The sequence below is a fragment of the Actinacidiphila glaucinigra genome (genome assembly GCF_035918135.1).
Taxonomy (GTDB): domain Bacteria; phylum Actinomycetota; class Actinomycetes; order Streptomycetales; family Streptomycetaceae; genus Actinacidiphila; species Actinacidiphila glaucinigra.
Window position 1 is genome coordinate 8,269,347 of sequence record NZ_CP109144.1, and the last position, 19,585, is coordinate 8,288,931.

The following is a 19,585-nucleotide window of genomic DNA, read 5'->3' on the forward strand; positions in this document are numbered from 1 at the left end:
GGATCGCAGACGGGTGAGGGGCGCCGGAGGACGGTCAAGCCGGCCGGGGCGCGGGACGCGGACATCCGCACCGCACGGGCGAGTTCACCCGCGGTCGTGCCGTACGCGACGATGCGCTGCGTCATCACGCGGGTGCGTCCGGCGGGTGCGCCCGAGGGGTGCGTCGAGCGGCGCCTCGGCCGCGCCAGGTCCGCGGGGTGGGCGACGGCCGGCCCCTGTCGCCCCACCAGCACAGGCCTCCGCAGGGCCGCCGGACCACTCCTGTGACACGTGGGGTTCAGGAGGTCACAGTGGGGTACACCATGGTGGCGGGTGCCGGGGCCCCGCATCCGTTGGGGACGGACAGGGGGCCCTTCCCCCTACCGGTGACGCTGCGGAGCAGCCCTTCGGCGTGGGGAGTGATGGAGATGACGCACTGGTACGCCACCTCGTCACCTGCCGTCCGTACCGACGTGTACGTGTACGTGTGCGAGCTGGAGCACCGCGCCGTGGCCGTCGCCGTCGCGCGACGCACCGCGCGCACGGTGCTGACCGGCTGGTCGGTGCCGGAGGAGGCCGTCCACGACGCTGTTCTCGTCGTGTCGGAACTGGTCACCAACGCCGTGGAGCACGCGCTTCCGCCGGTCGCCCTGCGCCTGCGTCTGCGCCGCGGAGAGGTCGACGGCACGGCGATCATCCGCGTCGAGGTCACGGACGGCGGGCCCGCGCTGCGGCACGGCGCCTGGGCCGCCAGCTGCGGACCGGGCGAGCACGGCCGTGGCGCCGCCATCGTCGACAGCCTCGGCGTCGGTTCCGGCATCGGCGCCCGCAGCCGCGGCGGCGCCCGCTGGGCGGAGCTGCCGGCCGCCTGACCTGGGCCGGACCGCCCGCTTGACTGGCCCCCTGACCTGGGCAAAGACCCGCGTCGACCAACCGCCCGCGCCCTCGGGGTCCCGGCGGGCGGATTTGCTTACGCGAATTTTGTCCGGAAGAAAACGAAATACCCTTATGTTGAGATCGCCCAGAGGGAGGGCTGTCGTGGTCGCACCCGGCCCGGGTGCGGGAAGGGAGTGCACCCGCATGGAGTTCGGGTCCCGTCTCTCGGCGATGCAGGATCCCGTCGGATCGGGGTGCAGGGTCTTCCTCGCCGTGATGATCGCGATCATCACGGCCGTGCCGATCGCCGACCACTTCCTGCCGGAGGACATCCACCTCGCCCACGTGCTCGTCGTCCCCGTCGCGCTCGCCTCCGCGTTCACCGGAGCCGTGCGCGGTGCCCTGACGGGACTCGCGGCCGTACTGGCGCTCGTCGCGGCCGGCGCCGAACGGCACACCCTGTCCTCGGAGAACGTCCTCGTCCAGCTCGGCTCGCTGGTGCTGCTCTTCGTCCTGCTCGTCCTCATCAGCGCCCTGCGCGAGCGCCGCAGACACGAGCTCCAGGAGTTGCGCGAGGTGTCGCGGGCGACTCAGGGCGTGCTGCTGCGGCCGCTGCCCACCCACGCCGGGCCGGTGACCATCGCCACGGCCTACCGGAGCGCCGGCGACGGCGACCGCATCGGCGGCGACCTGTACGCCGTCGCGCGCACCGCCCGGGCCACCCGCCTGCTCATCGGCGACGTACGCGGCAAGGGCCTCTGTTCCATCGGCGACACCGAGACCGTCCTCGGCGCGTTCCGTGCCGCCGCGCATCGGCAGGAGCCGCTCGCGGAGCTGATGGAGTCGCTGGAGGCGGGCGTCCGCTGGGAACTCACCGAGTCATGGGACGGAACGAACGAGTCCGACGTCGGGGAGCGCTTCGTCACCGCGGCCGTCGTCGAGATCCCCGACGACGAGCCGTACGTGCGCGTGGTCAGCTGCGGGCACCTGCCGCCGATCCTCCTCCACGACGGGACCGTCACCACCCTCGACGTACCCGAACCGGCGCCCCCGCTGGGCCTCGGGGGGCTGACCGGCAGCAGTTACGCCCCCACCGCCTTCCCCTTCGCACTCGGCGACCGGCTGCTGCTCTACACCGACGGCGTGACCGAGGCCCGGAACGGCGCCGGGGAGTTCTATCCGCTCATGAGCCGGGTCGCGGAATGGGCCGACCGTCGCCCCGACCAGCTCGTGCGGAAGGTGACCGACGACCTGCTCGCCCACGTGGCCGCCCCGCTGCAGGACGACATGGCCGTGGTCGCGATCCTGCGCGACGCCCTGGGGGGACCGCCACCGCGTGCACGGGCCCACGCCGGAGCCGACACGGCGGCGGACGCCGATGAGCCGGGCGTTCGACCTGCCGGCCGCGGACTGTGACGACGACCGCCACGACGCCGCCGTCCCGGACCTGCGGCTCCCGCGGACGGCAGGGTACGCCGCGGCACCGGCCGCATCCGCCGGTCTCCATGCCCCCATGGCCGGGGGTGGGGTTCCCGACCGCCGTACGCGGCCGCGAGAACCCCACCCCTGGCACTGCGTCGGAGTGTCGGGTCACCATCGGTACCAGCGGCGGCGTCCGCCGCCCTCGACGGCCCGGAACACGAAGCCGGGCAGCCACACCACCAGGACGATCAGCGCGATCCACCACAGGGCCTTGAGGGCCGGCCGCCTGATCCCGTCCACCGGCCGTGCCCGGTGCGGAGGAATGAACCGCGCCGTCGCGGACAGGCGTGCGGTGCGGGCGCCGGACCGCGTTTCCCCCGTCGCGGTCCGGCACCCCGCCGGTCGTCAGGGCGCCGGGGCCCGCACTTCGACGTCGTCGGGCCCGAGCGGCCGCCCGTCGGCGTCGCGGATCTCCAGCGGGGCCACCGGGCGGCCGCTCGCCCGGTCCACGGCGGTGGTGCGCCGCTCCCCGGGCTCGAAGAGGTTGTCCTCGCCCCACTGGCGCAGGGCGAGCAGCACCAGCCGCAGCCCCTTGCCCTCCTCGGTGAGTACGTACTCCCGGTAGGGACTCCCGTCCGAGGCTGGCACCGTGCGCAGCACCCCGTGCTCCACCAGCTTGCCGAGGCGGCTGCTCAGGATGTTCTTGGCGCAGCCCAGGCCGCGGTGGAAGTCGTTGAACCTGCGCACCCCGTTGAGCGCGTCCCTGACGATCAGCAGCGACCACCAGTCGCCGACGACACCCAGGGTCCGCGCGACCGGGCACGGTCCGTCACTGAAGTCCTTCTTCTGCATCGCCCTCTCCCGGTTTCGACATTAAACCGAGAGGGCGGGCGGGGCAAACATCGTCGCCGGGTAGGGCCGGGTACGGGCCTACTCGGGTCGTGCGGGGACGTAGAAGCCGGTCGTGGCGTCGACCGCGGCGGCCACGGTGTCCTCGGGGACGCCCGAGGCGGCGTACGCGGTGCCCCAGGCCCCGCTGCTGCGGGTCATGAAGTCGCGGGCCTCGTCGGAGTACTGCCACTCCTCGGCCTTCTCCGGTCCGATGGCCTCGCCGGCGAGGTACAGGCCGAGGCCCAGCAGCCCCAGGTCCCAGCCCACGCCGACCGCGCCGGGCCCGAACCGGTCCCACATGCCGGGCGGCACGACGGCGACGTGCTCCAGTTCCAGGACCGTCCGCTCCGCGTCCTGCGCGGTCAGCCGCACCTCCACCTCGCTGAACCCGGGGGCCTCGCCCATGACCCAGCTGACCCGGAGCAGCTTCGGGGGTTCGCAGCGCAGGACCTCCCCGCCGGCGTTGCCCTGCAACTGGTAGCGGCCGCCGAGCCGCAGCTCGCCGGTGACCGGCAGGAACCAGCGACCGATCCGCTCCGCGGTCGTGCAGGCGTCCCACACGTCCTCGACGGGGGCGTCGTACGTGCGGCGCAGCAGCACCGTGCGCGCCTCCTCGCCGGAGACGTCCCGGCTGCCGGTCGCGCGGTGGATGGCGTTGATCTCGTCGACGATGTTCATCCGGTGTCTTCACGTTCCCTTCGGGGGCCCCGGGCCTGTCCCGTCCCCGGTCGCTGCTCTTCCTGTGTGACACGCCGTTCGCGGCGCCCCCGGGCGAGCTCGGTGCCGAGCGCGTCCAGCCGCTGCTCCCAGAAGCCGCGGAAACGCTCGAGCCACGCGTCGACCTCGCGCAGGGGCGCGGCCTGCACGGCGTAGAGCCTCCGGGTGCCCTCCGCCCGCACCACGGCGAACCCGTTCTCCCGCAGGACCCTCAGATGCTGGGACACGGCGGGCTGCGAGATGCCGAATTCCTCCCTGATGACCTCGGTGATCGCGCCGGACGGCTGTTCCCCGGAGGCGAGGAGCTCCAGAATCCGGCGTCGCACCGGATCGCCGAGTACGTCGAATGCGTGCACGTCGGCCACTATGGCAGTAGCCACTTATATAAGCAAGGAGTGAGATAAGCTCTGGGGTCCGCTGCTCAGGGGAGACATCCGTTTCTCCTCGACCTCCTGAGCAGCGACGACGTGCCTCGGTGCGCACCTCACCCCAAGGGAGGAGGAACGAACCGGGCATAGGGGTGGCTTCAGGGACGTTCCCTGACGCGGGCCCCCGGGTCCACGGCGTAGGACTGAAAGGGTCCGCCCCGCACGGGGCGCGTTTTCGAAGGAGTGATGACCATGCGCCGCATCCGCGTCCAGCGACCGAAGCAGCCGGCGCCGTCGCGCCCTCCGATCGACCTGCGGACACCGTCCGGAAAGCCCCTCCCGTACTGACGCCCGCCCCGACGCACACTGTGCACGTCCAGAAGGGTCGCCCGAGATGAGCGACACGTCCTGCCGACCGGGCGGTACCGTCCCGGCCTTCCGCCCCGTCTTCGCCTACGTGGTGAGGCGGCTGCGCTACCTCGCCGAAGGCTTCCGCCGCGCCGCACCGGCCGGGTGACGGCTCCGGTGGAGCCCGGAAAGCCGCCGGCGGCCCGGATGCGGTCGGTCCCCGGCCTGGCCCGCCGGCCCCCGCGCACCGGGGGCCGTGACGGGTCGCGGGCCGAGTCCCCCGGACGGCCCACGCGGGGCGCTGTTGCGCGTCGGCGCCGACCGGGTGACCCTTGACGTGATTCGGGTGCACCGGAACGCGAGGTGGGCCATGGTCGAGCCAGCAGTGACGATCCGGCAGGACGGCGAAGGTTATGTGGTCACGTGCCCGGGGACCGACGCGGTCGGGCGCGGGCCGACGGAGACGCAGGCGTGGACCGACTTCTGGGCCGCCCTGCACGCCGACTGGAAACCCCCGGAGGAGCTCAAGGCGGGCCCCGGTGAGGACCACGCACGAGGTCTACGGGTCCTGCGGCTCTTCCTCTGACCCGGTCAGGGCGCCCGGCGGGACCACACCGGCTCGACGCGCTCCCACTCCCGCTCCCACGACCGCAGCCGCGCGCGCAGCGCGAGGGCGGCCACCGCGTGGTGCACGCCCCAGGCCAGCGCGGACCAGAGCAGGAAGGACGTGACACCCAGTACGAGGGCGGCCCCCCGCGCACCCGCCGTACTGCGGGGCTCCGGCGCCGGCGCGCCCCGGTCGTCCACCCAGATCCGTATCCGGTCGCCCGCCTCGACGGGCCGGCCCACCGGGACCCGTCCGGTGTGCGGGCGGCCGCGCGGGAACTCCCAGCCGGCACTCACCGGCGGCAGCGAGCGCATGCCGTGCTCATGGAAGACCGGTCCCGTAGCGGCCAGGGCGGTGCCCGCCACGAGGTGCCGGTGGCCCCTTTCGGCCAGCGCCTGCGCGCGCTCCGTCCGGTGCACGGCGAACCCTGCACACGACGAGACGACCACGGCCAGCACCATCAGCACGGAGGCGGCCAGCCGCGGAAGGGTGTGCGCGCACGGACGGCACCGGGACGGCAGCACGGCGGGACAGGCACAGAGCGACATGGGACCCCCCTCGGACGAGGCGCGCGGCCCGGCCTCGACCGGACTGCCGACATGCTGCACCCACGGAGCGTTCGGGCGCCGGGAATTCGCCTTCTAGTCCGCGACCGCGGGCGACGCCGGCCGCGGGCCGGGGACCCGGTGAGTGCGGCCCGCCGAGGGCGTCGGCCGCGACAGCACGACCACGCCCCGCCCGGCCGCCAGCGCCCCGGCCAGCGCCACCGCGAGGCCCACCGAGCCGCCCCGGAAGCCCTCACCGAGCAGCAGCACACCCACGCATCCCGCCACCAGGGGGTTCGCCAGCGTGACGGCCGCCAGCGCGACGCCCAGCCCACCGCGGTACGCCTCCTGCGACCACACCATCCCAGCGATCGCCAGGACGCCGGTGCAGCCCGCCGCCACCAGGAGCATCGGGTCGGCGACGGCCGCCCCCAGCCCTTGCGCGGCCAGGTGCACCGCGAGGCCCTGGGTCAGGCACGAGGCGATCCCGAACGCCGCGCCCGCCGCCGTCGCGAAGCGCAGCGCGCGCAGTGCGGATCGGTCCGCCCCCCACGGCAGCCGGGTCAGCGCCAGTGCCGCCGCCGCCGTGATCGCGGCCAGCAGGACCAACTCGGCACTGCCCAGCGCCCGTTCCGTGCCGGGCGGTGCGGTGGACAGCAGGAGCGTCACCAGCCCCAGCACGGTCAGACCCGCGCCGCGCCATTCCCGGGGCCGTACCCGGCGCCGGCCGAGGGCCGCGTGCAGCGGCAGCGCCAGTACGAGGGCCAGCGCGCCCAGTGCCTGGACCACGGTCAGCGACCCGTACCGCAGCGCGACCGCGTGCAGTCCGGCCCCGGCCGACTGGAGGACCAGAGCCAGCGTCCACAGCCCGCCCGTCGGCTTCCGCCCGGCGGCCGCCGTGCGTTCCTGGGCGACGGCCGCCGTCGCGTAGCAGACCGCCGACAGCAGGGCCGCCGCCAGGGACAGCACGCCGCCGTTCATGCGAACGCCCTCCGAACGGGCATGGGGCTCCTCCTGGGGTGCGGGGATGGTGCCGAGTGCCTCCAGCACATCGTGTGCGCCGCCCCCGGGGCATCAGGGTCCACCCCGAGCCGCCCCCCAACCCTTGTCGGGGATGTCAGGCGCAGACCGTGCCGGCGGGCGGCAACTGGCCCCGGATCAGATAGCGGTCGACGGCGTCGTCGACGCAGCCGACCGACCTGAGGTACGCGGTGTGGCCGTCGCCGTCGTAGGTGAGGAGCCGGCCAGAGGAGAGCAGGCGGGCCAGGGCCCGGGCCTCGGTGTAGGGGGTCGCCGGGTCGCGGGTGGTGCCGACGACCAGGATCGGCGGCGCGCCGGGCGCGGTGATGGGACCGGCCGGCTGGTCCGCGGGGACGGGCCAGTGGGCGCAGGTCGACAACTGGTCCGCGAAGTACCGCCCGAAGCGGGGGGAGGCCCGCAGGAACCCGGGTAGCGCGGCTCGTGCCTGCGCGGGGGTGGCGCGTGCTCCCAGACTTCCGCTGAGGCACGTGATCGCGACGTACGCGTCACCGCTGAAACCGGAGTCCTCGAAGGCCCCGCCGAGTTCCTGCACGGTGGTGGTGTCACCGGTGCGCACCTCGCGGAGCGCGGCGCGCAGCTTCTCCCACGCGGGTGCCATGAGCGCGGTCGTGACCGCGCTGACGAGGCTGTCGCCGTCGACGACCACGTCCTTGCCCTGCCGCAACGGGGCGCGGTCGAGGGCGTCGACCAGCGCGTCCAGCGCGGGGCCGGCCTCGGCGGCGGAGTGGCCCACGGGGCATGCCGGGCGGGCGGCGCAGTCGGCCGCGAAGGAGTCCCAGGCGATCTGGTAGCCCCGGGCCTGGCCCAGCAGGCTGTGGACGCCGTCGAGGGTGGGGTCGACGGCGCCGTCGAGCACCATGCGGCCGACGCGGGACGGGAAGAGGCCGGCGTAACTCGCGCCGAGGTAGGAGCCGTAGGAGAAGCCGAGGTAGTGCAACCGCTCGTCGCCGAGGAGGGCGCGGACCAGTTCCAGGTCCCGGGCCGAGTCGAGCGTGCCGACGTGGGGGAGCAGACGCCCCGCGCCGCGCTCGCAGGCGGTGGCGGTCTCGCGGGCCGCCTCGTCGGCGGCCGCGAAGTCCGGCCCGTCCGCGTGCGGCTCGGTGGCCGGCCCGTCCTCGTCCGGGCCGCCCGAGCCGGGGAGTCCCCGCACCGCCGCAGGGGTGCCGGCCGCGTCGCCGCCGCAGTTCACCGGGGTGCTGGAACCGACCCCGCGGGGGTCCACGGCGACCAGGTCGTAAGAGGCCCGCACGGCCGGGGAGAAGGCCCCGGCGAACGACCACAGCGAGGTGATCGCGGGTTCGCCGGGGCCTCCGGGGTTGAACAGCAGTGAGCCGATGTGCCGGCCGCCGGTCCCGGTGGCCTTCTTGCGGGTCGCCGCCAGGCGAATGTCGCCCGATTCCGGACGGGCGTAGTCCAGCGGGGCCCGCAGGGTGGTGCACTGGAACGAGGGCTGCTCCTCGCAGGGCGTCCACCGGAGCTTCTGCCGGTAGTGGTCGGCCAACCCGGGGGGAACGGCCGTGGCGGTGGTGCCCGGGGGCCCCGCGGGGCCGTGCCCCGCGCGTTGTCCCGGCGGTCCCGCCGCGCAGCCGGTCAGCAGGAGTGCGCAGGCCCAGAGCGCTGCGAGCACCGCGTGGTGGAGCCCGCGCCGGGGTCCGCGGGATATGTGGCCGGTGGTCCGGGCTTCCTTCATCGCCACGTCTCTCCTTCACCTTCCGGTGCGTGATCAGTGCACCACGCAGCGTGTCCGGCGGAGGTGTTCGCCTAGGCCGGCGGAGTGAACCGCCGCGGGCGCACCGGGGCCACGGCGACGGTGCGGCCGCTCGGTCGGCCGCCGGCGGACGGCACTCCGCCCCGGAACCGTGTGCGGGTCCGGGGCGGAGTGCCGTGAGGGGGGAACGCGGGGCGTCAGGCCTCGCCGCCCTGGGTGCGACGCCGGCGCAGGAGGAACACACCGCCCGCCGCCGCGGCGGCCAGGAGGGAGGCGCCGGTGAGGCTCTCGGCGGTGTTCATGCCGGTCGATCCGCCGAAGCCGGTGTCGGGCGCGCCGTTGTCGTTGTCGTTGCCGTTGCCGTTGTCGTTGTCACGGTCGTTGCCGCGGTCGTTGTCGCGGTCCCGGTCGTGGCCGTGGTGGCGCTTCTTGTAGCACTTGCGGTCGTTGTCGCGGCCGCCGTAACCGCCGCGGTCACCGTAGCCGCCCCGGTCGCCGTAACCGCCGCGGCCGTTGTCGTCGTCTCCGCGGTCGTCACCGCCGCCGTGGCCGCCCCGGCCGTGGCCGCCCCACGAGCACTTGTCACGGCCCTGGCCGCCGTGGTCGCCGCGGCCGTAGTTGCCGTAGTCGTCCTCGTAGTCGTCCCCGTACTCGTCGTCGCCGTTGTCGTCGTTGTGGTTGTGGTTGTGGTTGTTGTTGTTCGTGTTGGTGTTGTTGTTCGTGTTCGTGTTGGTCCCGCCGTCACGGTCACCGCTCGTGCTGGTCGTGCCGGGAACGGTGAGGGTGCCGACGCTGCCCTGGTCGGCCTTCGGGCCGATCATGCAGCTGACGGTGATGGTGTAGGTGTTGGCCGGCGCGTCATCCGGGATCGTGAAGGTGCCGGTCAGCGGACCGCCCGGGGTCGCCGCGTTCAGGGCCAGGGCGTTGCGCAGCAGGCCGGACGGGAAGGCGTTGGCGTTCACCATCGCGCCGGGCGCCTGGCAAACCTCCGAGCTCGCGGTGACGGTGACGGACCGTCCGTTCTGGGCGACGTTGACGTCGACCACGGCGAAGGCCTGCGAGTTCGGAAGGACGACCGCCGCAGCCGTCATCGTCGCCATCGCCAGGATACGAGCACCACGCATGGAGCTGAACCTCCTTGTGGACGGGGCAGGCGGGATGTGGCCCCCGGCACGACTGCCAACGCGTCCTCGAGACCTATATGGCGATCATCCGCAGTCGCTCCGCACCCCGAGACCGGCGGAGGTGTACGGCCGAATGGGGTGGGGCCGTGGCGCCGTGACGGGCGTTTCCGCAGGTGAGAGGCGGTGCGGTGGCCCGGATAAGAAAAATGTGAAGAGATGTCCAACCGGGTGACGGAGCATCAGTTAATCTTGCGTCAGCAAGGCGGCGGAGGCTCGGCCCGCCCGGCGCCCAAACGGCTGACGGATCGTCAGCGTGCTTCGCCGTGCCCGCACATGGGTCCAGGGTCGCATCGGCGTCAGCTCCGACGGTCCGTCAGGAAATGTGTGGAGCTGCAGGATTCACCCGCCCGGGCTCAGAACCGGATGCGTGCGGCGACGGGCAGGTGGTCGCTCCCGGTGGCAGGCAGGGTCCGTACGTCCGAGACCGTCGCGGAACGCGCCAGGACCTGATCGATCCGGGCCAGCGGAAAGCGTTCCGGCCAACTGAACGCGAGCCCCCGTTCCGGGACGCCCAGGCGCGAGGTGAGCGGGGCGAGCCCCCGGTCGTCGAGGGTGCCGTTGAGGTCCCCGAGCAGGATCACCGGGTCCAGCGGCTCGGCCGCGATCTCGGCGCCGAGGAGGGCCGCGCTCTCGTCCCGCCGGGCGGAGCCGAACCCGGCGCGGCCGAGGCGGAGCGAGGGCAGGTGGGCGACGTACACGGCGACGTCCCCCTGCGGCGTCCGGGCGGTCGCCCGGAACCCGCGGTCCCAGTCCTCGCCCAGGTCCGTGGGCCGGATACCGATCCTGCGCTCGTCCGCGAGGGGGTATCGGGACCACAGCCCGACCGTGCCGAAGGACACGTGATGCGGGTAGGACGCGTCCAGAACGGCGCCGAACTCCGGCAGAAGGGAAGGTGCCAACTCCTGCAGGGCGATCAAGTCCCCGTCGGCAGCCGCCAATTGCCGCGCCGTGCCCCTAGGATCCGCGTTCACGTCACTGACGTTGTGCTGCACCGCGACGAGATCGTACGCGGAACCGCCCTGCGGGTCCGGCAGCCATCCGAAGACCGCGAACCAGGCCGCCGACGGCACCAGGAGCGCGCACAGGGCGACCCCCGAACGCCGCAGCAGGGCCACGCACAGCACCACCGGGACGCCCAGCCCCAGCCACGGCAGGAACGTCTCCAGCAGGCTCCCCCAGCGGCCGGGGCCGTTCGGCACCGCGGTGTGGCACACGAGCAGCAGTGCCAGCAGCAGCGGAAGCGCCGCCAGGACCCCGTCCCACCGCCGCCGGCCGCGCCACCCGCGGCCGTTCCGCGCCGCGCCCTCCCACCCGTGAACGGCCTGCCCGTGATCCTTCCGCCCCAGTGATCGCACGCAGCAACCACGCAGGGCCGCGCGATCCGGTTCCCGTACCGCGCCGTGACGGGGCCCACACGCCCCGGCTACGACGCTTCCCCCGCGTCCTCCACGACCCGGAACTCAGCCGGGCCCAGCGTGAGCACACCGTCGCTCAGCGGCGTGCACCGCACTCCGCCCCTGCCGCGCAGCGCGCGCTGCGCCCCCGGGCCGATGACGGCGTCCATCCAGGCGCAGGGCCGGGCGGGGCGCCGCACCGCGAACAGGACGGGTCCCGCTCCGGTGTCCAGCGCCACGGTCGCCCCGACGTACGCGTCGATGTCGACGCCGCGGAGCAGCACGTTGCGGCGGGTGTGCCGCAGGTCGGTCCCCGGGGCGATGTCCAGCGGGAGGCTCTCGGCGGCCATGAGCGTGACGGCGGCGTCGCGATGGGCGGGCCGCGCGTAGTAGCGGTCGCCCACGAGTCCCAGCCCGCTCCGCACCTCGGCACGTCGCACCAGCTGCCCGTCCGGCGCCGGCGACGGCCCGTCCGCAGGCCGCCCCATGTACCGGTGCGCGGGCGACACCAGGAGTTGCACGACTTCGACCTGCTGAGACATGCCGCCAGCCTAGAGCGCCGCCCGCGGTCTCCGGCGTGGTCCTCGTCTCAGGGCCGCCCGAGGTGACGCCGGTCCCACGCGGCCCGGGACATCCCGATCGGGCGGCGCAGGGGTGCGCCGTCGACGTACAGGTCGACGCGCTCGTTGTAGAACGCGACCATGCCGGCGACGGGGGCGCACGCCACCGTGGGGAAGTCGTATGCCCAGGCGATGTCCTCGTGGACGGCGCCGTCGGCGTCGAAGGACCAGTAGCCGCTGGTCGTGCCCTTGTAGGGGCAGCGCGTGACGGTGTCCGAGGGGCGCAGCCGGCTCCAGTCGACGTGCACGCGCTCGAGGTAGTAGCGGGTCGGCAGGCCCGTCTCGAAGAGGGTCACCGCATGCGGCGCGTCGGCGAGGACGGTGCCGTCGATCTCCACGCGGACGCTGCTGGAGGAGCGCAGGGCGTCCACCCGGGTGTAGGGGCTCCGGGGGTGGACGAAGACCTGCTCGTCCTCCTCGTACCAGGCGTCGAGGGCCTCCCAGCGGAACCGCGCGGTGCCCAGGAGCCGGTCGGGGGCGCCCTCGTCCCACACCCAGGCCGCGCCTTCGCGGATCTCCGAGCCGACGCGCAGCGAGTGGCGGCGCGCCGGGCCGGGGCCCAGCCGGCCGGCCCGGCCGTCGTCGGTGAGCTCGCCCTCGGTCAGGTCCTCCACCGGGATGCTGTACTGCGGATAGCCGGGCCACTCCCACACGTACAGGGCGCGCCGGGTGTCGAGCACGGTACGGCCCCCGACCTGCGCCCGGATGCGCCGTGGGACGGGCTCGACCTGCCCGACAGGGACGATCAGACCCGGGTGGTTCACGCTCTCGTCCGCCATCGGTGGTCACCTCGGTCCGTTCACGGGCATCCGTATGCCCAGCTTCACCGGCGCCCGCGCGATCGGCCACCCCGGCCGTGCCCACGGGACACCGCCGTCTCAGCCGAACACCACCGACCACGGCCGCGGCGGCCCCTCCGACGGGGGCGAGGTGCCCGCGTGCCGCCCGGCCCCGGCCCCGTGCCGCGCCAGCACGTCCGCGGCGAGCGCCGCGAAGCGCGGGGCCGCCGGGTGCGCCGAGGGGCCGGAGGGCCAGGCGCCGCCGATCCGGCGGAGGAGGGGGGTTCCGGACAGCGGCCGCCAGGCCACACGGGGCTCCCGGCGGGCCGCGGCACCCTGGTCGAACGCGACGCCGCCACCCGCCGCGACCAGGGCGAGCAGGAACTCGGGGCTGGACGCGTGCCGGACGCCACCCGGGGCGAAGCCCGCCGCGCGGCAACTCTCCAGCAGCCGGTCGTACCAGCCGGGGGCCTCGTCGCGAGGGAACACCACGAGGTCCTGGCCGGACAGATCGGCGAGGGACACCTGCGGCCCGCGCGCCAACGGCGAGGCGCGGGGGAGGACCACTCCCAGCTCGGACGAGGCCTCCGGGCCGAGCCGCAGCCCGGTCGCCGCCTCCACCGGCCGGTGGACGAGGCCGACGTCGAGACCGCCCGAGCCGAGGAGCCGCAACTGCTCCGCGGTGGTGGCCTCCCGAAGATCGACCGCCGGCCCCAGGGCGTGCTCCGCGCACGCGGCCAGCAGCGCGGAGACCGCCGCCGCCGTGGTGCCGGTCGGCACGGCGGCCCGCAGGGTGCCCAGGCCCCCGTCGGCGGCACGCCGCGCGAGTGCCCGCAGGCGGTCCTCGCGGGCGAGGAGTTCCCTCGTCTCCTCCAGCAGCAGCGTCCCCGCCGAGGTCAGCGCGGTCCGGCGCCGCGACCGGTCGAACAGCTCCGCGCCGAGTTCCCGCTCCAGCGCGCGCACCGCCCGGCTGACCGGCGGCTGTGCCGTGCCCAGCCGGTCGGCGGCGCGGCCGAAGTGCAGTTCTTCCGCCACGACGACGAAGATACGCAGGTGGCGCAAGAGATCCACCGGCAAGGACCCTACGCGAGGAGGCTGTTGATGGTCGAGGAGGAGATCCGGGCGGTGTTCGCGGCGGCCGGCGCCCAGGGGTGGCTGCACGCCGTACCGATCGGAGCCGGAGCGGGCGAAGCCTCCGGGGTCGCCGTGGACGCGGACGAGTCCGTCGTCCTCGCGTCGGTCGTGAAGATCCTCCTGGTGCTGGAGTTCGCCCGCCAGGTCGCCGCCGGGCAGCTCGACCCCCGCGAGCGGGTACGGATCACCCCGGCCGACCGGCTCGGCGGCTGGGGTACCGCGGGATGCGCCGACGACGTCGAGCTCTCGCTCCGCGATCTCGCCCACTTCGCGATGTCGGTCAGCGACAACACCGCCGCGGACCTGCTGCTGGCCCGGATCGGACTCGACACCGTACGGCTTCTCACCGAGGAGCTCGGGCTCACCGGGATCCGGCTCATGGGCGGTCCCCGGGACGTGCTGGACTCGATGCTCGACGAGGTCGGGGCCCGCACCGGGGGGGAGTTCGCGGCCCGCTGGCCGGCGCTGCCGGAGGAACGGAAGAGGCGGCTCGCCGTCCTGGACCCCGCGCGGACCAACGCCGGCACGCCCCGTGAGATCACCCGGCTGCTCCGGATGATCTGGACCGACGAGGCCGGCCCGCCGCAGGCCTGCGCCTGGGTACGGGAACTGATGGGCCGGCAGGTCTTCCGGCACCGGATGGTGTCCGGCTTCCCCGACGAGGTCACCGTGGCCGCCAAGACCGGCACGCTGCCCGGACTGCACGCGGAGGCCGGGGTGGTCGCCCACCCGGACGGCGGGCGCTACGCGGTCGCGGTCTTCGCCCGCACCCGTGAACTGACCGCGACGCGCCCCGCGGTGGACTCGGCGGTCGGCGCCGCCGCACGGATCTCCGTGGACTTCCTGCGAAGCAGCCGGCGCTGACCTGCGCTCATACCGGATCGCGTATCGAGCGGACGGAATTCCGGTCTTGGACGGGGCGACGCGGCCCCTGATCTTCTGAGGCCATGAGCGACGACACTGACGCACGAGGTGCGAAGAGGTTCGGACGGCGCACGATGCTGCGGGGGGCCGCGCTGTCCGCGGCCACCCCGCTGCTGCCCGGCACGCCGCCCACGGCCGCCGCGGCACCCGCGGTCCGGCACGGGGACCCGGCCGCCGGTGCGGCCACGTTCCGCTGGCTGGGCACGGCCGGCTGGCGGATCGACGTCTCCGGCAGGACCGTGCTGTTCGACCCTTACGTGACACGCTTCCCCACCGGGCTCTTCACCGGGGCCTTCGACCGCGCCACCCGGCTGTGCACCGACGAGGCCGCCGTCCGGGAGCGCGTGGGCCGTCCCGAACTCGTCCTGGTCAGCCACTCCCACTGGGACCACCTCGCCGACGTGCCGTACATCGCCGCGTCCACCGGGGCCAGGGTCGTCGGCACGGAGACCACCTACCACCTGCTGGTCGCGCTCGGTGTCGACCCGGCGCAGATCTCGGTGGTGAAGGGCGGGGAAGTGCTGGACTTCGACGGCATCGTGGTGGAGGTCGTCGCGAGCCTGCACAGCCGCAACAAGCAGCACTCCTACTTCGCCCCCGGCAGGCTCGCCGGACCGCCCCCGGCACGCCCGGAGACGATCGGCGACCTCCCCGAGGGCGACACCCTCGCCTACCAGGTGACGGCCGGGGACGACGGCCCCACGGCCTTCCTCATGGGTGCCAGCGACTTCGGCGAGCGCGCGGCCCGGGGACTGCGCCCGGACCTCGCGATGGTCGCCGTACCGACCAGCGCCTCGACGCACCGCTATGTCCCCCGGCTGCTGCGCGCGCTGGGCGACCCGGGTGTCGTGGTGCCCGTGCACTGGGACGACTTCGAGCGGCCGCTGGACCTGCCGCCGCGCACCGACCCGTCGGCGGACCTCGACGCCTTCGCGGCTCAGGTCCGCCGTGAGTCGCCGGCGACGCGCGTCGTCGTCCCCGACTACGGGACCCTCTACGGCGCCGGCATGCGGCCGGTGTCCTGACTCCCGTGCGGGGGCGTCAGGCGCCGACGGTGCCGTCGACGCCCTCGCGCAGGAAGTCCGCGTGCCCGTTGTGGCGGCCGTACTCCAGGAGCACGTGCACCATCACCATGCGCAGGGAGACGTCCTCGCCCCAGCGCGGCTGGTGCCCGGTCAGGTCCAGGGACCCGGCCGCCTCCTCGATGCGGCGGGAGTTCCCGACCTCGGCCTCCCAGGCGGCGAAGGCCTCGGCGCGGGTGGCCGCGCTCGCGTCGTAGGCCGCCTGGAAGTCGATCCTGTCGGACCACACCATGGGCGCTTCGTTGTCCTCGAACACCCGGCGGAACCAGGCGCGTTCCACCTCCGCCATGTGCCGGACGAGCCCGAGCAGCGACAGCGTGGACGGAGGCATCGACTGCTGCCGCAGCTCCTCGTCCGAGAGCCCCCGGCACTTCATGGCCAGCGTGGCGCGGTGGTAGTCGAGGAACGCCCGGAGCGTCTCGCGCTCGGCGCCGAGCAGTGGCGGGCCCACGCGGTCGTCGTCGGTCACTGGATGCTCTCTTCCTCCGTCGCGGACAGCGGGGGCCAGCCTCTCACCCCGTTTCTCCGGGCGGCCTCCGAATTACGGTGGGCCGGGACCGGCAGGAGGGCCCCAGCCGGTGCGGGACCTGCTCGACGCCGTGGAGATCGCGCCCTCGGCCCCTCCCGCCGGCTCCCGGTACCGCGCCGGGCGGAGGCGGCGGGGCCCGACCGCCTCCCGCGCCCCGACCGGCGCGGTATTATAGCGTCCGTTACAGATCGATGGGGCAGGAGGCGCCACCATGGCAGGAGGACGGCCGCGGGCCTTCGACGTCGACGAGGTGCTGGACCGGGCGCTCGAGGTGTTCTGGCGCCAGGGCTACGAGGGCACCGGGATCTCGGACCTCACGCGGGCCATGGGCATCAACCCGCCGAGCCTGTACGGGGCGTTCGGCAACAAGGAGGGCCTGTTCAAGCGGGTCCTCGACCACTACGCCGACGGGCCCGCCCGCTACATCCGCGAGGCGTTCGCCGAGCCCGACGCGCGCCGCGTCGTCGAGCGGCTGCTGCACGGCGCCGCGGACGCCACGACCCGGCCCGACTGCCCCCCGGGCTGCCTCACCGTGCAGGGCGGTCTCGCCGCCTCGGCCGGGTCGGAGGCCGCGCGCGACGAACTCACCGCACGCCGGGCGGCCGGCGAGGCGGCGCTCCGCCTGCGGCTGGAGAAGGCGCGGGCGGACGGGGAGCTCCCCGCCGACGCCGATCCGGCCGACCTCGCCCGCTACTTCATCACGGTGTACCAGGGCGTCGCCGTCCAGGCCGCGGGCGGCGCGACCCGCGAGGAACTGCACCGGGTCGTCGACCTCGCGATGGGCGCCTGGCCCGCGGGGCCGGCGGCCGGCTGACATCGCCGAGGAGGAGGTCCGCGGGCATGAGCGCCAACAGCAGGCTGACCATCGCCGTCCATGTGCTCACGTGGATGGCCCTGGACCGGCGCGACGACGGACCGGCGGCCACGTCGGAGCGGATCGCGGGCAGCGTCAACACCAATCCCGTGGTCATCCGGCGCTGCCTCGGCGACCTGCGCGGGGCCGGACTGGTCGAGTCCCGGCGCGGCGCGGGAGCGGGCTGGAGTCTCGTACGGGAGCCCGCGGCGATCACCCTGCTCGACGTCTACCGCGCGGTCGAGGAGGGCACGCTCTTCCGGCTGCACCCTGCCTCGCCGAACGCCGACTGCCCCGTCGGCCACGGCATCGGGCCCGCCCTGCGGCAGGTGTACGACGGACTCCGCCACGGCGTCGAGCGGGAGCTGGCCGCCACCACCATCGCCGACGTGCTCCGCGACACGCTCGCCCGGCGGCGGTGACCCGCGGCCCGGCGCGACCGGATGTGCGGGAAGGGCGCGGGCACGGCGGGCCACCGGGTGGTCAGCCGGCGAGGGCGGCGAGTTCCCGCCACTCGGCCAGCGGAACGGCGGAGTCGGCGCCGACGACGTGCAGGCAGACGTGGTCGGCCCCGGCCTGGTGGTGGGCGCGGACGCGGGCACCGATGGCCTCGGTGTCCCCCCAGGCCACGACGCCGTCGACGAGCCGGTCGCTGCCGCCGCCGGCCAGGTCCTCCTCGGTGAAGCCCTGGCGGAGCAGGCTGCGGGCGTAGTGGTCCATGGCCAGGAACGTCCCGAGGAAGCCGCGGGCGGCGGCACGGGCCCTGGCGGGGTCCCGCTCCGGCACGACCGCCTGGTAGGGCGCCAGAAGGGGGCCGGGACCGAGCAGTTCCCTGGCCGTGGCCGAGTGCTCGGGGGTGACCATGAACGGGTGCACACCCGCTGTGCGCCGTCCCGCGAGCCGGACCATCTTCGGACCCAGCGCGGCCATGACGCGCTCTCCGGCCGGCACGGGGGCCGGGGCCCGGTCGAGCTCGTCCAGATAGGCGTTCATGTCCGACAGCGGCCGGTAGGCGCGCCCCGCGCCGTGCGCGGCGGACGCGTCGCTCACGCCGAGGCCGAGCAGGAGGCGGTGGCCGTACCGCTGCTGCAGGCGGGCGTGTCCCGCCGCGATCTCCGCGGCCCGGTGGCGCCAGATGCTGAGCACGCCGACCGCGATGCGCACGGTGCGGGTGGCCCCGAGGAGCCGTTCGGAGTCGCCGAGGATGTCGCCGCCGCCGAGTCCCGGGATCCACAGGGCACCCCAGCCCATCGCGTCGAGTTCGGCCGCGGCGTCCTCGATCGTCCCGGGATCGGCGGTGCGCAGCCCGATGCTCCAGATCCCTGTCCGTCCGATGTCCATCGTCTGTGTCCTGTCTGTGCTGGTGGTGCCGGTGCGTACGGCTGTCGCAGCGGGCGCGGTGGGGGCGGGGGCGGCGGATACGGCCGCGTTCGCCCCCACCCTCCCCGTCCGCGGCGGTGAGGTTTCCGGTGGCGGTCAGACCTGGTTGACCCCGCCGTCGACGAAGAGTTCGATGCCGGTGATGAAGCTGCTCTCGTCCGACGCGAGGAAGACGGCCGCGGCCGCGACCTCCTCGGGCCGGCCCATCCGGCCGAGCGGCACCTGGCCCGCGAGGAAGCCCTTGAGCTGCGCCCTCTGCTCGGCGTCCGCCGCGAGGCCGTCGATACCGGGTGTGTCGATCGGCCCGGGGCTGATGGAGTTGACCCGGATCGAGCGGCCCCTGAGCTCGTTGGCCCAGGTCCGGGCGAAGGAGCGCACCGCCGCCTTGGACGCCCCGTAGACACCGAAGGCCTCGTTGCCGACGGAGCCCGCGGTGGAACCGGTGAGGATCACGGAGGCACCGTCGTTGAGCAGCGGCAGTGCCTTCTGGACGGTGAAGAGCAGGCCCTTGACGTTGTTCGCGAAGATCTCGTCGAAGTGCTGCTCGGTGACCTGCTCCAGGGTGGAGAAGCCGCCGCCGCCCGCGTTGGCGACGAGCACGTCGAGGCGCCGACCCTGCCGCGCGACGGCGTCGTAGAGCCGGTCGAGGCCGGCCGGGTCGGACACGTCGCCGTGGACGCCGGTGGCGTTGGGTCCGATCTCCGCCACGGCGGCGTCGAGCGCGTCCTTGCGGCGGCCCGTGAGGAACACGTGCGCGCCCTCGGCGGCGAATCGCCGCGCGGTGGCCAGGCCGATGCCGCTGGTGCCGCCGGTGACGATGGCGGTCCTGCCGTCAAGCTGTCCCATGAGGTTGCTCCGAATCGCAGTGAGGGATGGCCGCGCCTGGATGTAACGGAAGTTGTTACATATCGCCGCAGGGGTGGCCTCCGACGCCCCCGCGTGCGCCGCGTTCCAGGCGGCGTGAGGCGGGGTGGCAAGTTATGTAGTGGTCGATAAGAAACTAGGTCGGCCTGCGGGGCGTGTCAAGCGCCTGCTTCCGGAGACGTGGACCGTTCGGCACGGGAGGGGCGGGCGCACGCTGCGAGCGGGCGGGAGAACGTCGTGCCGGGCGGGGACGGACGGCCCCGGACCGGGCGCCGGCCGAACGGGCCTGCACGGCCTGAGGCGCGCCCTCGCGCAGCGGCGGGGGAGAGGGCGGGGCGGG

The 19,585-nt window shown here is 74.3% G+C and carries 23 protein-coding genes; 8 read left to right on the forward strand and 15 right to left on the reverse strand.

What is annotated here, in order from left to right; all coding sequences use genetic code 11:
• Positions 1–407 precede the first annotated feature (407 nt).
• Both OIE69_RS37610 and OIE69_RS37615 read left to right on the forward strand, forming a co-directional pair.
• Positions 408–851, forward strand: coding sequence for an ATP-binding protein (locus OIE69_RS37610; RefSeq protein WP_326579370.1), 444 nt, complete (start codon positions 408–410; stop codon positions 849–851).
• A gap of 208 nt (positions 852–1,059) precedes the next feature.
• Complete coding sequence (locus OIE69_RS37615) at positions 1,060–2,271, forward strand: PP2C family protein-serine/threonine phosphatase (protein WP_326579372.1); 1,212 nt, start codon at positions 1,060–1,062, stop codon at positions 2,269–2,271.
• Positions 2,272–2,445: 174 nt separating this feature from the next.
• Here OIE69_RS37615 and OIE69_RS37620 read toward each other — a convergent pair whose 3' ends face one another.
• From OIE69_RS37620 to OIE69_RS37635, 4 genes are all read right to left on the reverse strand, one after another.
• A complete protein-coding gene (locus OIE69_RS37620) occupies positions 2,446–2,577 on the reverse strand; it encodes a hypothetical protein (RefSeq protein ID WP_326579374.1) in 132 nt (43 codons plus the stop codon).
• A gap of 105 nt (positions 2,578–2,682) precedes the next feature.
• Positions 2,683–3,129 (reverse strand): winged helix-turn-helix transcriptional regulator, encoded by a 447-nt coding sequence (locus OIE69_RS37625; protein ID WP_326579375.1) that lies wholly within the window; start codon positions 3,127–3,129, stop codon positions 2,683–2,685.
• A gap of 78 nt (positions 3,130–3,207) precedes the next feature.
• Positions 3,208–3,846, reverse strand: coding sequence for an SRPBCC family protein (locus tag OIE69_RS37630; protein ID WP_326579377.1), 639 nt, complete (start codon positions 3,844–3,846; stop codon positions 3,208–3,210).
• Positions 3,843–4,250 carry an ArsR/SmtB family transcription factor gene (locus OIE69_RS37635; protein ID WP_326581528.1) on the reverse strand — a complete coding sequence of 136 codons (408 nt, stop codon included), beginning with the start codon at positions 4,248–4,250 and terminating at the stop codon, positions 3,843–3,845. Before OIE69_RS37635 ends, OIE69_RS37630 begins: the two co-directional genes overlap by 4 nt.
• 397 nt (positions 4,251–4,647) lie before the next feature.
• Here OIE69_RS37635 and OIE69_RS37640 point away from each other — a divergent pair, with 397 nt between their 5' ends.
• Positions 4,648–4,770, forward strand: coding sequence for a hypothetical protein (locus OIE69_RS37640; RefSeq protein WP_018559360.1), 123 nt, complete (start codon positions 4,648–4,650; stop codon positions 4,768–4,770).
• Positions 4,771–4,971: 201 nt separating this feature from the next.
• Positions 4,972–5,187 carry a hypothetical protein gene (locus tag OIE69_RS37645; protein WP_143681691.1) on the forward strand — a complete coding sequence of 72 codons (216 nt, stop codon included), beginning with the start codon at positions 4,972–4,974 and terminating at the stop codon, positions 5,185–5,187.
• 5 nt (positions 5,188–5,192) lie between these two features.
• Here the strand turns inward: OIE69_RS37645 and OIE69_RS37650 are convergent, their stop codons facing one another.
• The 8 genes from OIE69_RS37650 to OIE69_RS37685 form a co-directional block, all read right to left on the reverse strand.
• Positions 5,193–5,756 carry an Rv1733c family protein gene (locus tag OIE69_RS37650; RefSeq protein WP_326579383.1) on the reverse strand — a complete coding sequence of 188 codons (564 nt, stop codon included), beginning with the start codon at positions 5,754–5,756 and terminating at the stop codon, positions 5,193–5,195.
• A gap of 93 nt (positions 5,757–5,849) precedes the next feature.
• Complete coding sequence (locus OIE69_RS37655) at positions 5,850–6,734, reverse strand: DMT family transporter (protein ID WP_326579385.1); 885 nt, start codon at positions 6,732–6,734, stop codon at positions 5,850–5,852.
• A gap of 136 nt (positions 6,735–6,870) precedes the next feature.
• A complete protein-coding gene (locus OIE69_RS37660; RefSeq protein WP_326579387.1) occupies positions 6,871–8,484 on the reverse strand; it encodes an alpha/beta hydrolase in 1,614 nt (537 codons plus the stop codon).
• 215 nt (positions 8,485–8,699) lie between these two features.
• A complete protein-coding gene (locus OIE69_RS37665; protein WP_326579389.1) occupies positions 8,700–9,626 on the reverse strand; it encodes a hypothetical protein in 927 nt (308 codons plus the stop codon).
• Positions 9,627–10,039: 413 nt separating this feature from the next.
• Positions 10,040–11,041 (reverse strand): endonuclease/exonuclease/phosphatase family protein, encoded by a 1,002-nt coding sequence (locus tag OIE69_RS37670; protein ID WP_392567617.1) that lies wholly within the window; start codon positions 11,039–11,041, stop codon positions 10,040–10,042.
• 68 nt (positions 11,042–11,109) lie between these two features.
• Entirely contained in the window at positions 11,110–11,622 is a 513-nt protein-coding gene (locus OIE69_RS37675) for a molybdenum cofactor biosysynthesis protein (protein ID WP_326579391.1), read from the reverse strand.
• Between the two features lie 47 nt (positions 11,623–11,669).
• Positions 11,670–12,479, reverse strand: coding sequence for a DUF427 domain-containing protein (locus OIE69_RS37680; RefSeq protein ID WP_326579393.1), 810 nt, complete (start codon positions 12,477–12,479; stop codon positions 11,670–11,672).
• Positions 12,480–12,578: 99 nt separating this feature from the next.
• Entirely contained in the window at positions 12,579–13,550 is a 972-nt protein-coding gene (locus tag OIE69_RS37685; RefSeq protein ID WP_326579395.1) for a LysR family transcriptional regulator, read from the reverse strand.
• A 30-nt stretch (positions 13,551–13,580) separates the two neighbouring features.
• On the opposite strand from OIE69_RS37685, the gene OIE69_RS37690 reads away from it, so the two are divergent.
• Both OIE69_RS37690 and OIE69_RS37695 read left to right on the forward strand, forming a co-directional pair.
• Positions 13,581–14,477: a serine hydrolase gene (locus tag OIE69_RS37690; protein WP_326579397.1), complete on the forward strand. Its 897-nt coding sequence runs from the start codon at positions 13,581–13,583 to the stop codon at positions 14,475–14,477.
• A gap of 83 nt (positions 14,478–14,560) precedes the next feature.
• Positions 14,561–15,562, forward strand: coding sequence for an MBL fold metallo-hydrolase (locus OIE69_RS37695; protein ID WP_326579399.1), 1,002 nt, complete (start codon positions 14,561–14,563; stop codon positions 15,560–15,562).
• Between the two features lie 16 nt (positions 15,563–15,578).
• Here the strand turns inward: OIE69_RS37695 and OIE69_RS37700 are convergent, their stop codons facing one another.
• Complete coding sequence (locus OIE69_RS37700; protein WP_326579401.1) at positions 15,579–16,088, reverse strand: DinB family protein; 510 nt, start codon at positions 16,086–16,088, stop codon at positions 15,579–15,581.
• Positions 16,089–16,359: 271 nt separating this feature from the next.
• Here OIE69_RS37700 and OIE69_RS37705 point away from each other — a divergent pair, with 271 nt between their 5' ends.
• Entirely contained in the window at positions 16,360–16,962 is a 603-nt protein-coding gene (locus OIE69_RS37705) for a TetR/AcrR family transcriptional regulator (RefSeq protein ID WP_326579403.1), read from the forward strand.
• 26 nt (positions 16,963–16,988) lie between these two features.
• The gene (locus tag OIE69_RS37710) at positions 16,989–17,423 is read left to right on the forward strand and encodes an Rrf2 family transcriptional regulator (protein ID WP_326579405.1); all 435 of its coding nucleotides are present in this window, start codon (positions 16,989–16,991) and stop codon (positions 17,421–17,423) included.
• A gap of 61 nt (positions 17,424–17,484) precedes the next feature.
• Here the strand turns inward: OIE69_RS37710 and OIE69_RS37715 are convergent, their stop codons facing one another.
• Positions 17,485–18,342 carry a TIGR03620 family F420-dependent LLM class oxidoreductase gene (locus tag OIE69_RS37715; protein ID WP_326579407.1) on the reverse strand — a complete coding sequence of 286 codons (858 nt, stop codon included), beginning with the start codon at positions 18,340–18,342 and terminating at the stop codon, positions 17,485–17,487.
• Between the two features lie 135 nt (positions 18,343–18,477).
• Positions 18,478–19,227, reverse strand: a complete 750-nt coding sequence (locus tag OIE69_RS37720) for an SDR family NAD(P)-dependent oxidoreductase (RefSeq protein ID WP_326579409.1) — start codon at positions 19,225–19,227, stop codon at positions 18,478–18,480.
• Between the last annotated feature and the right edge of the window lie 358 nt (positions 19,228–19,585).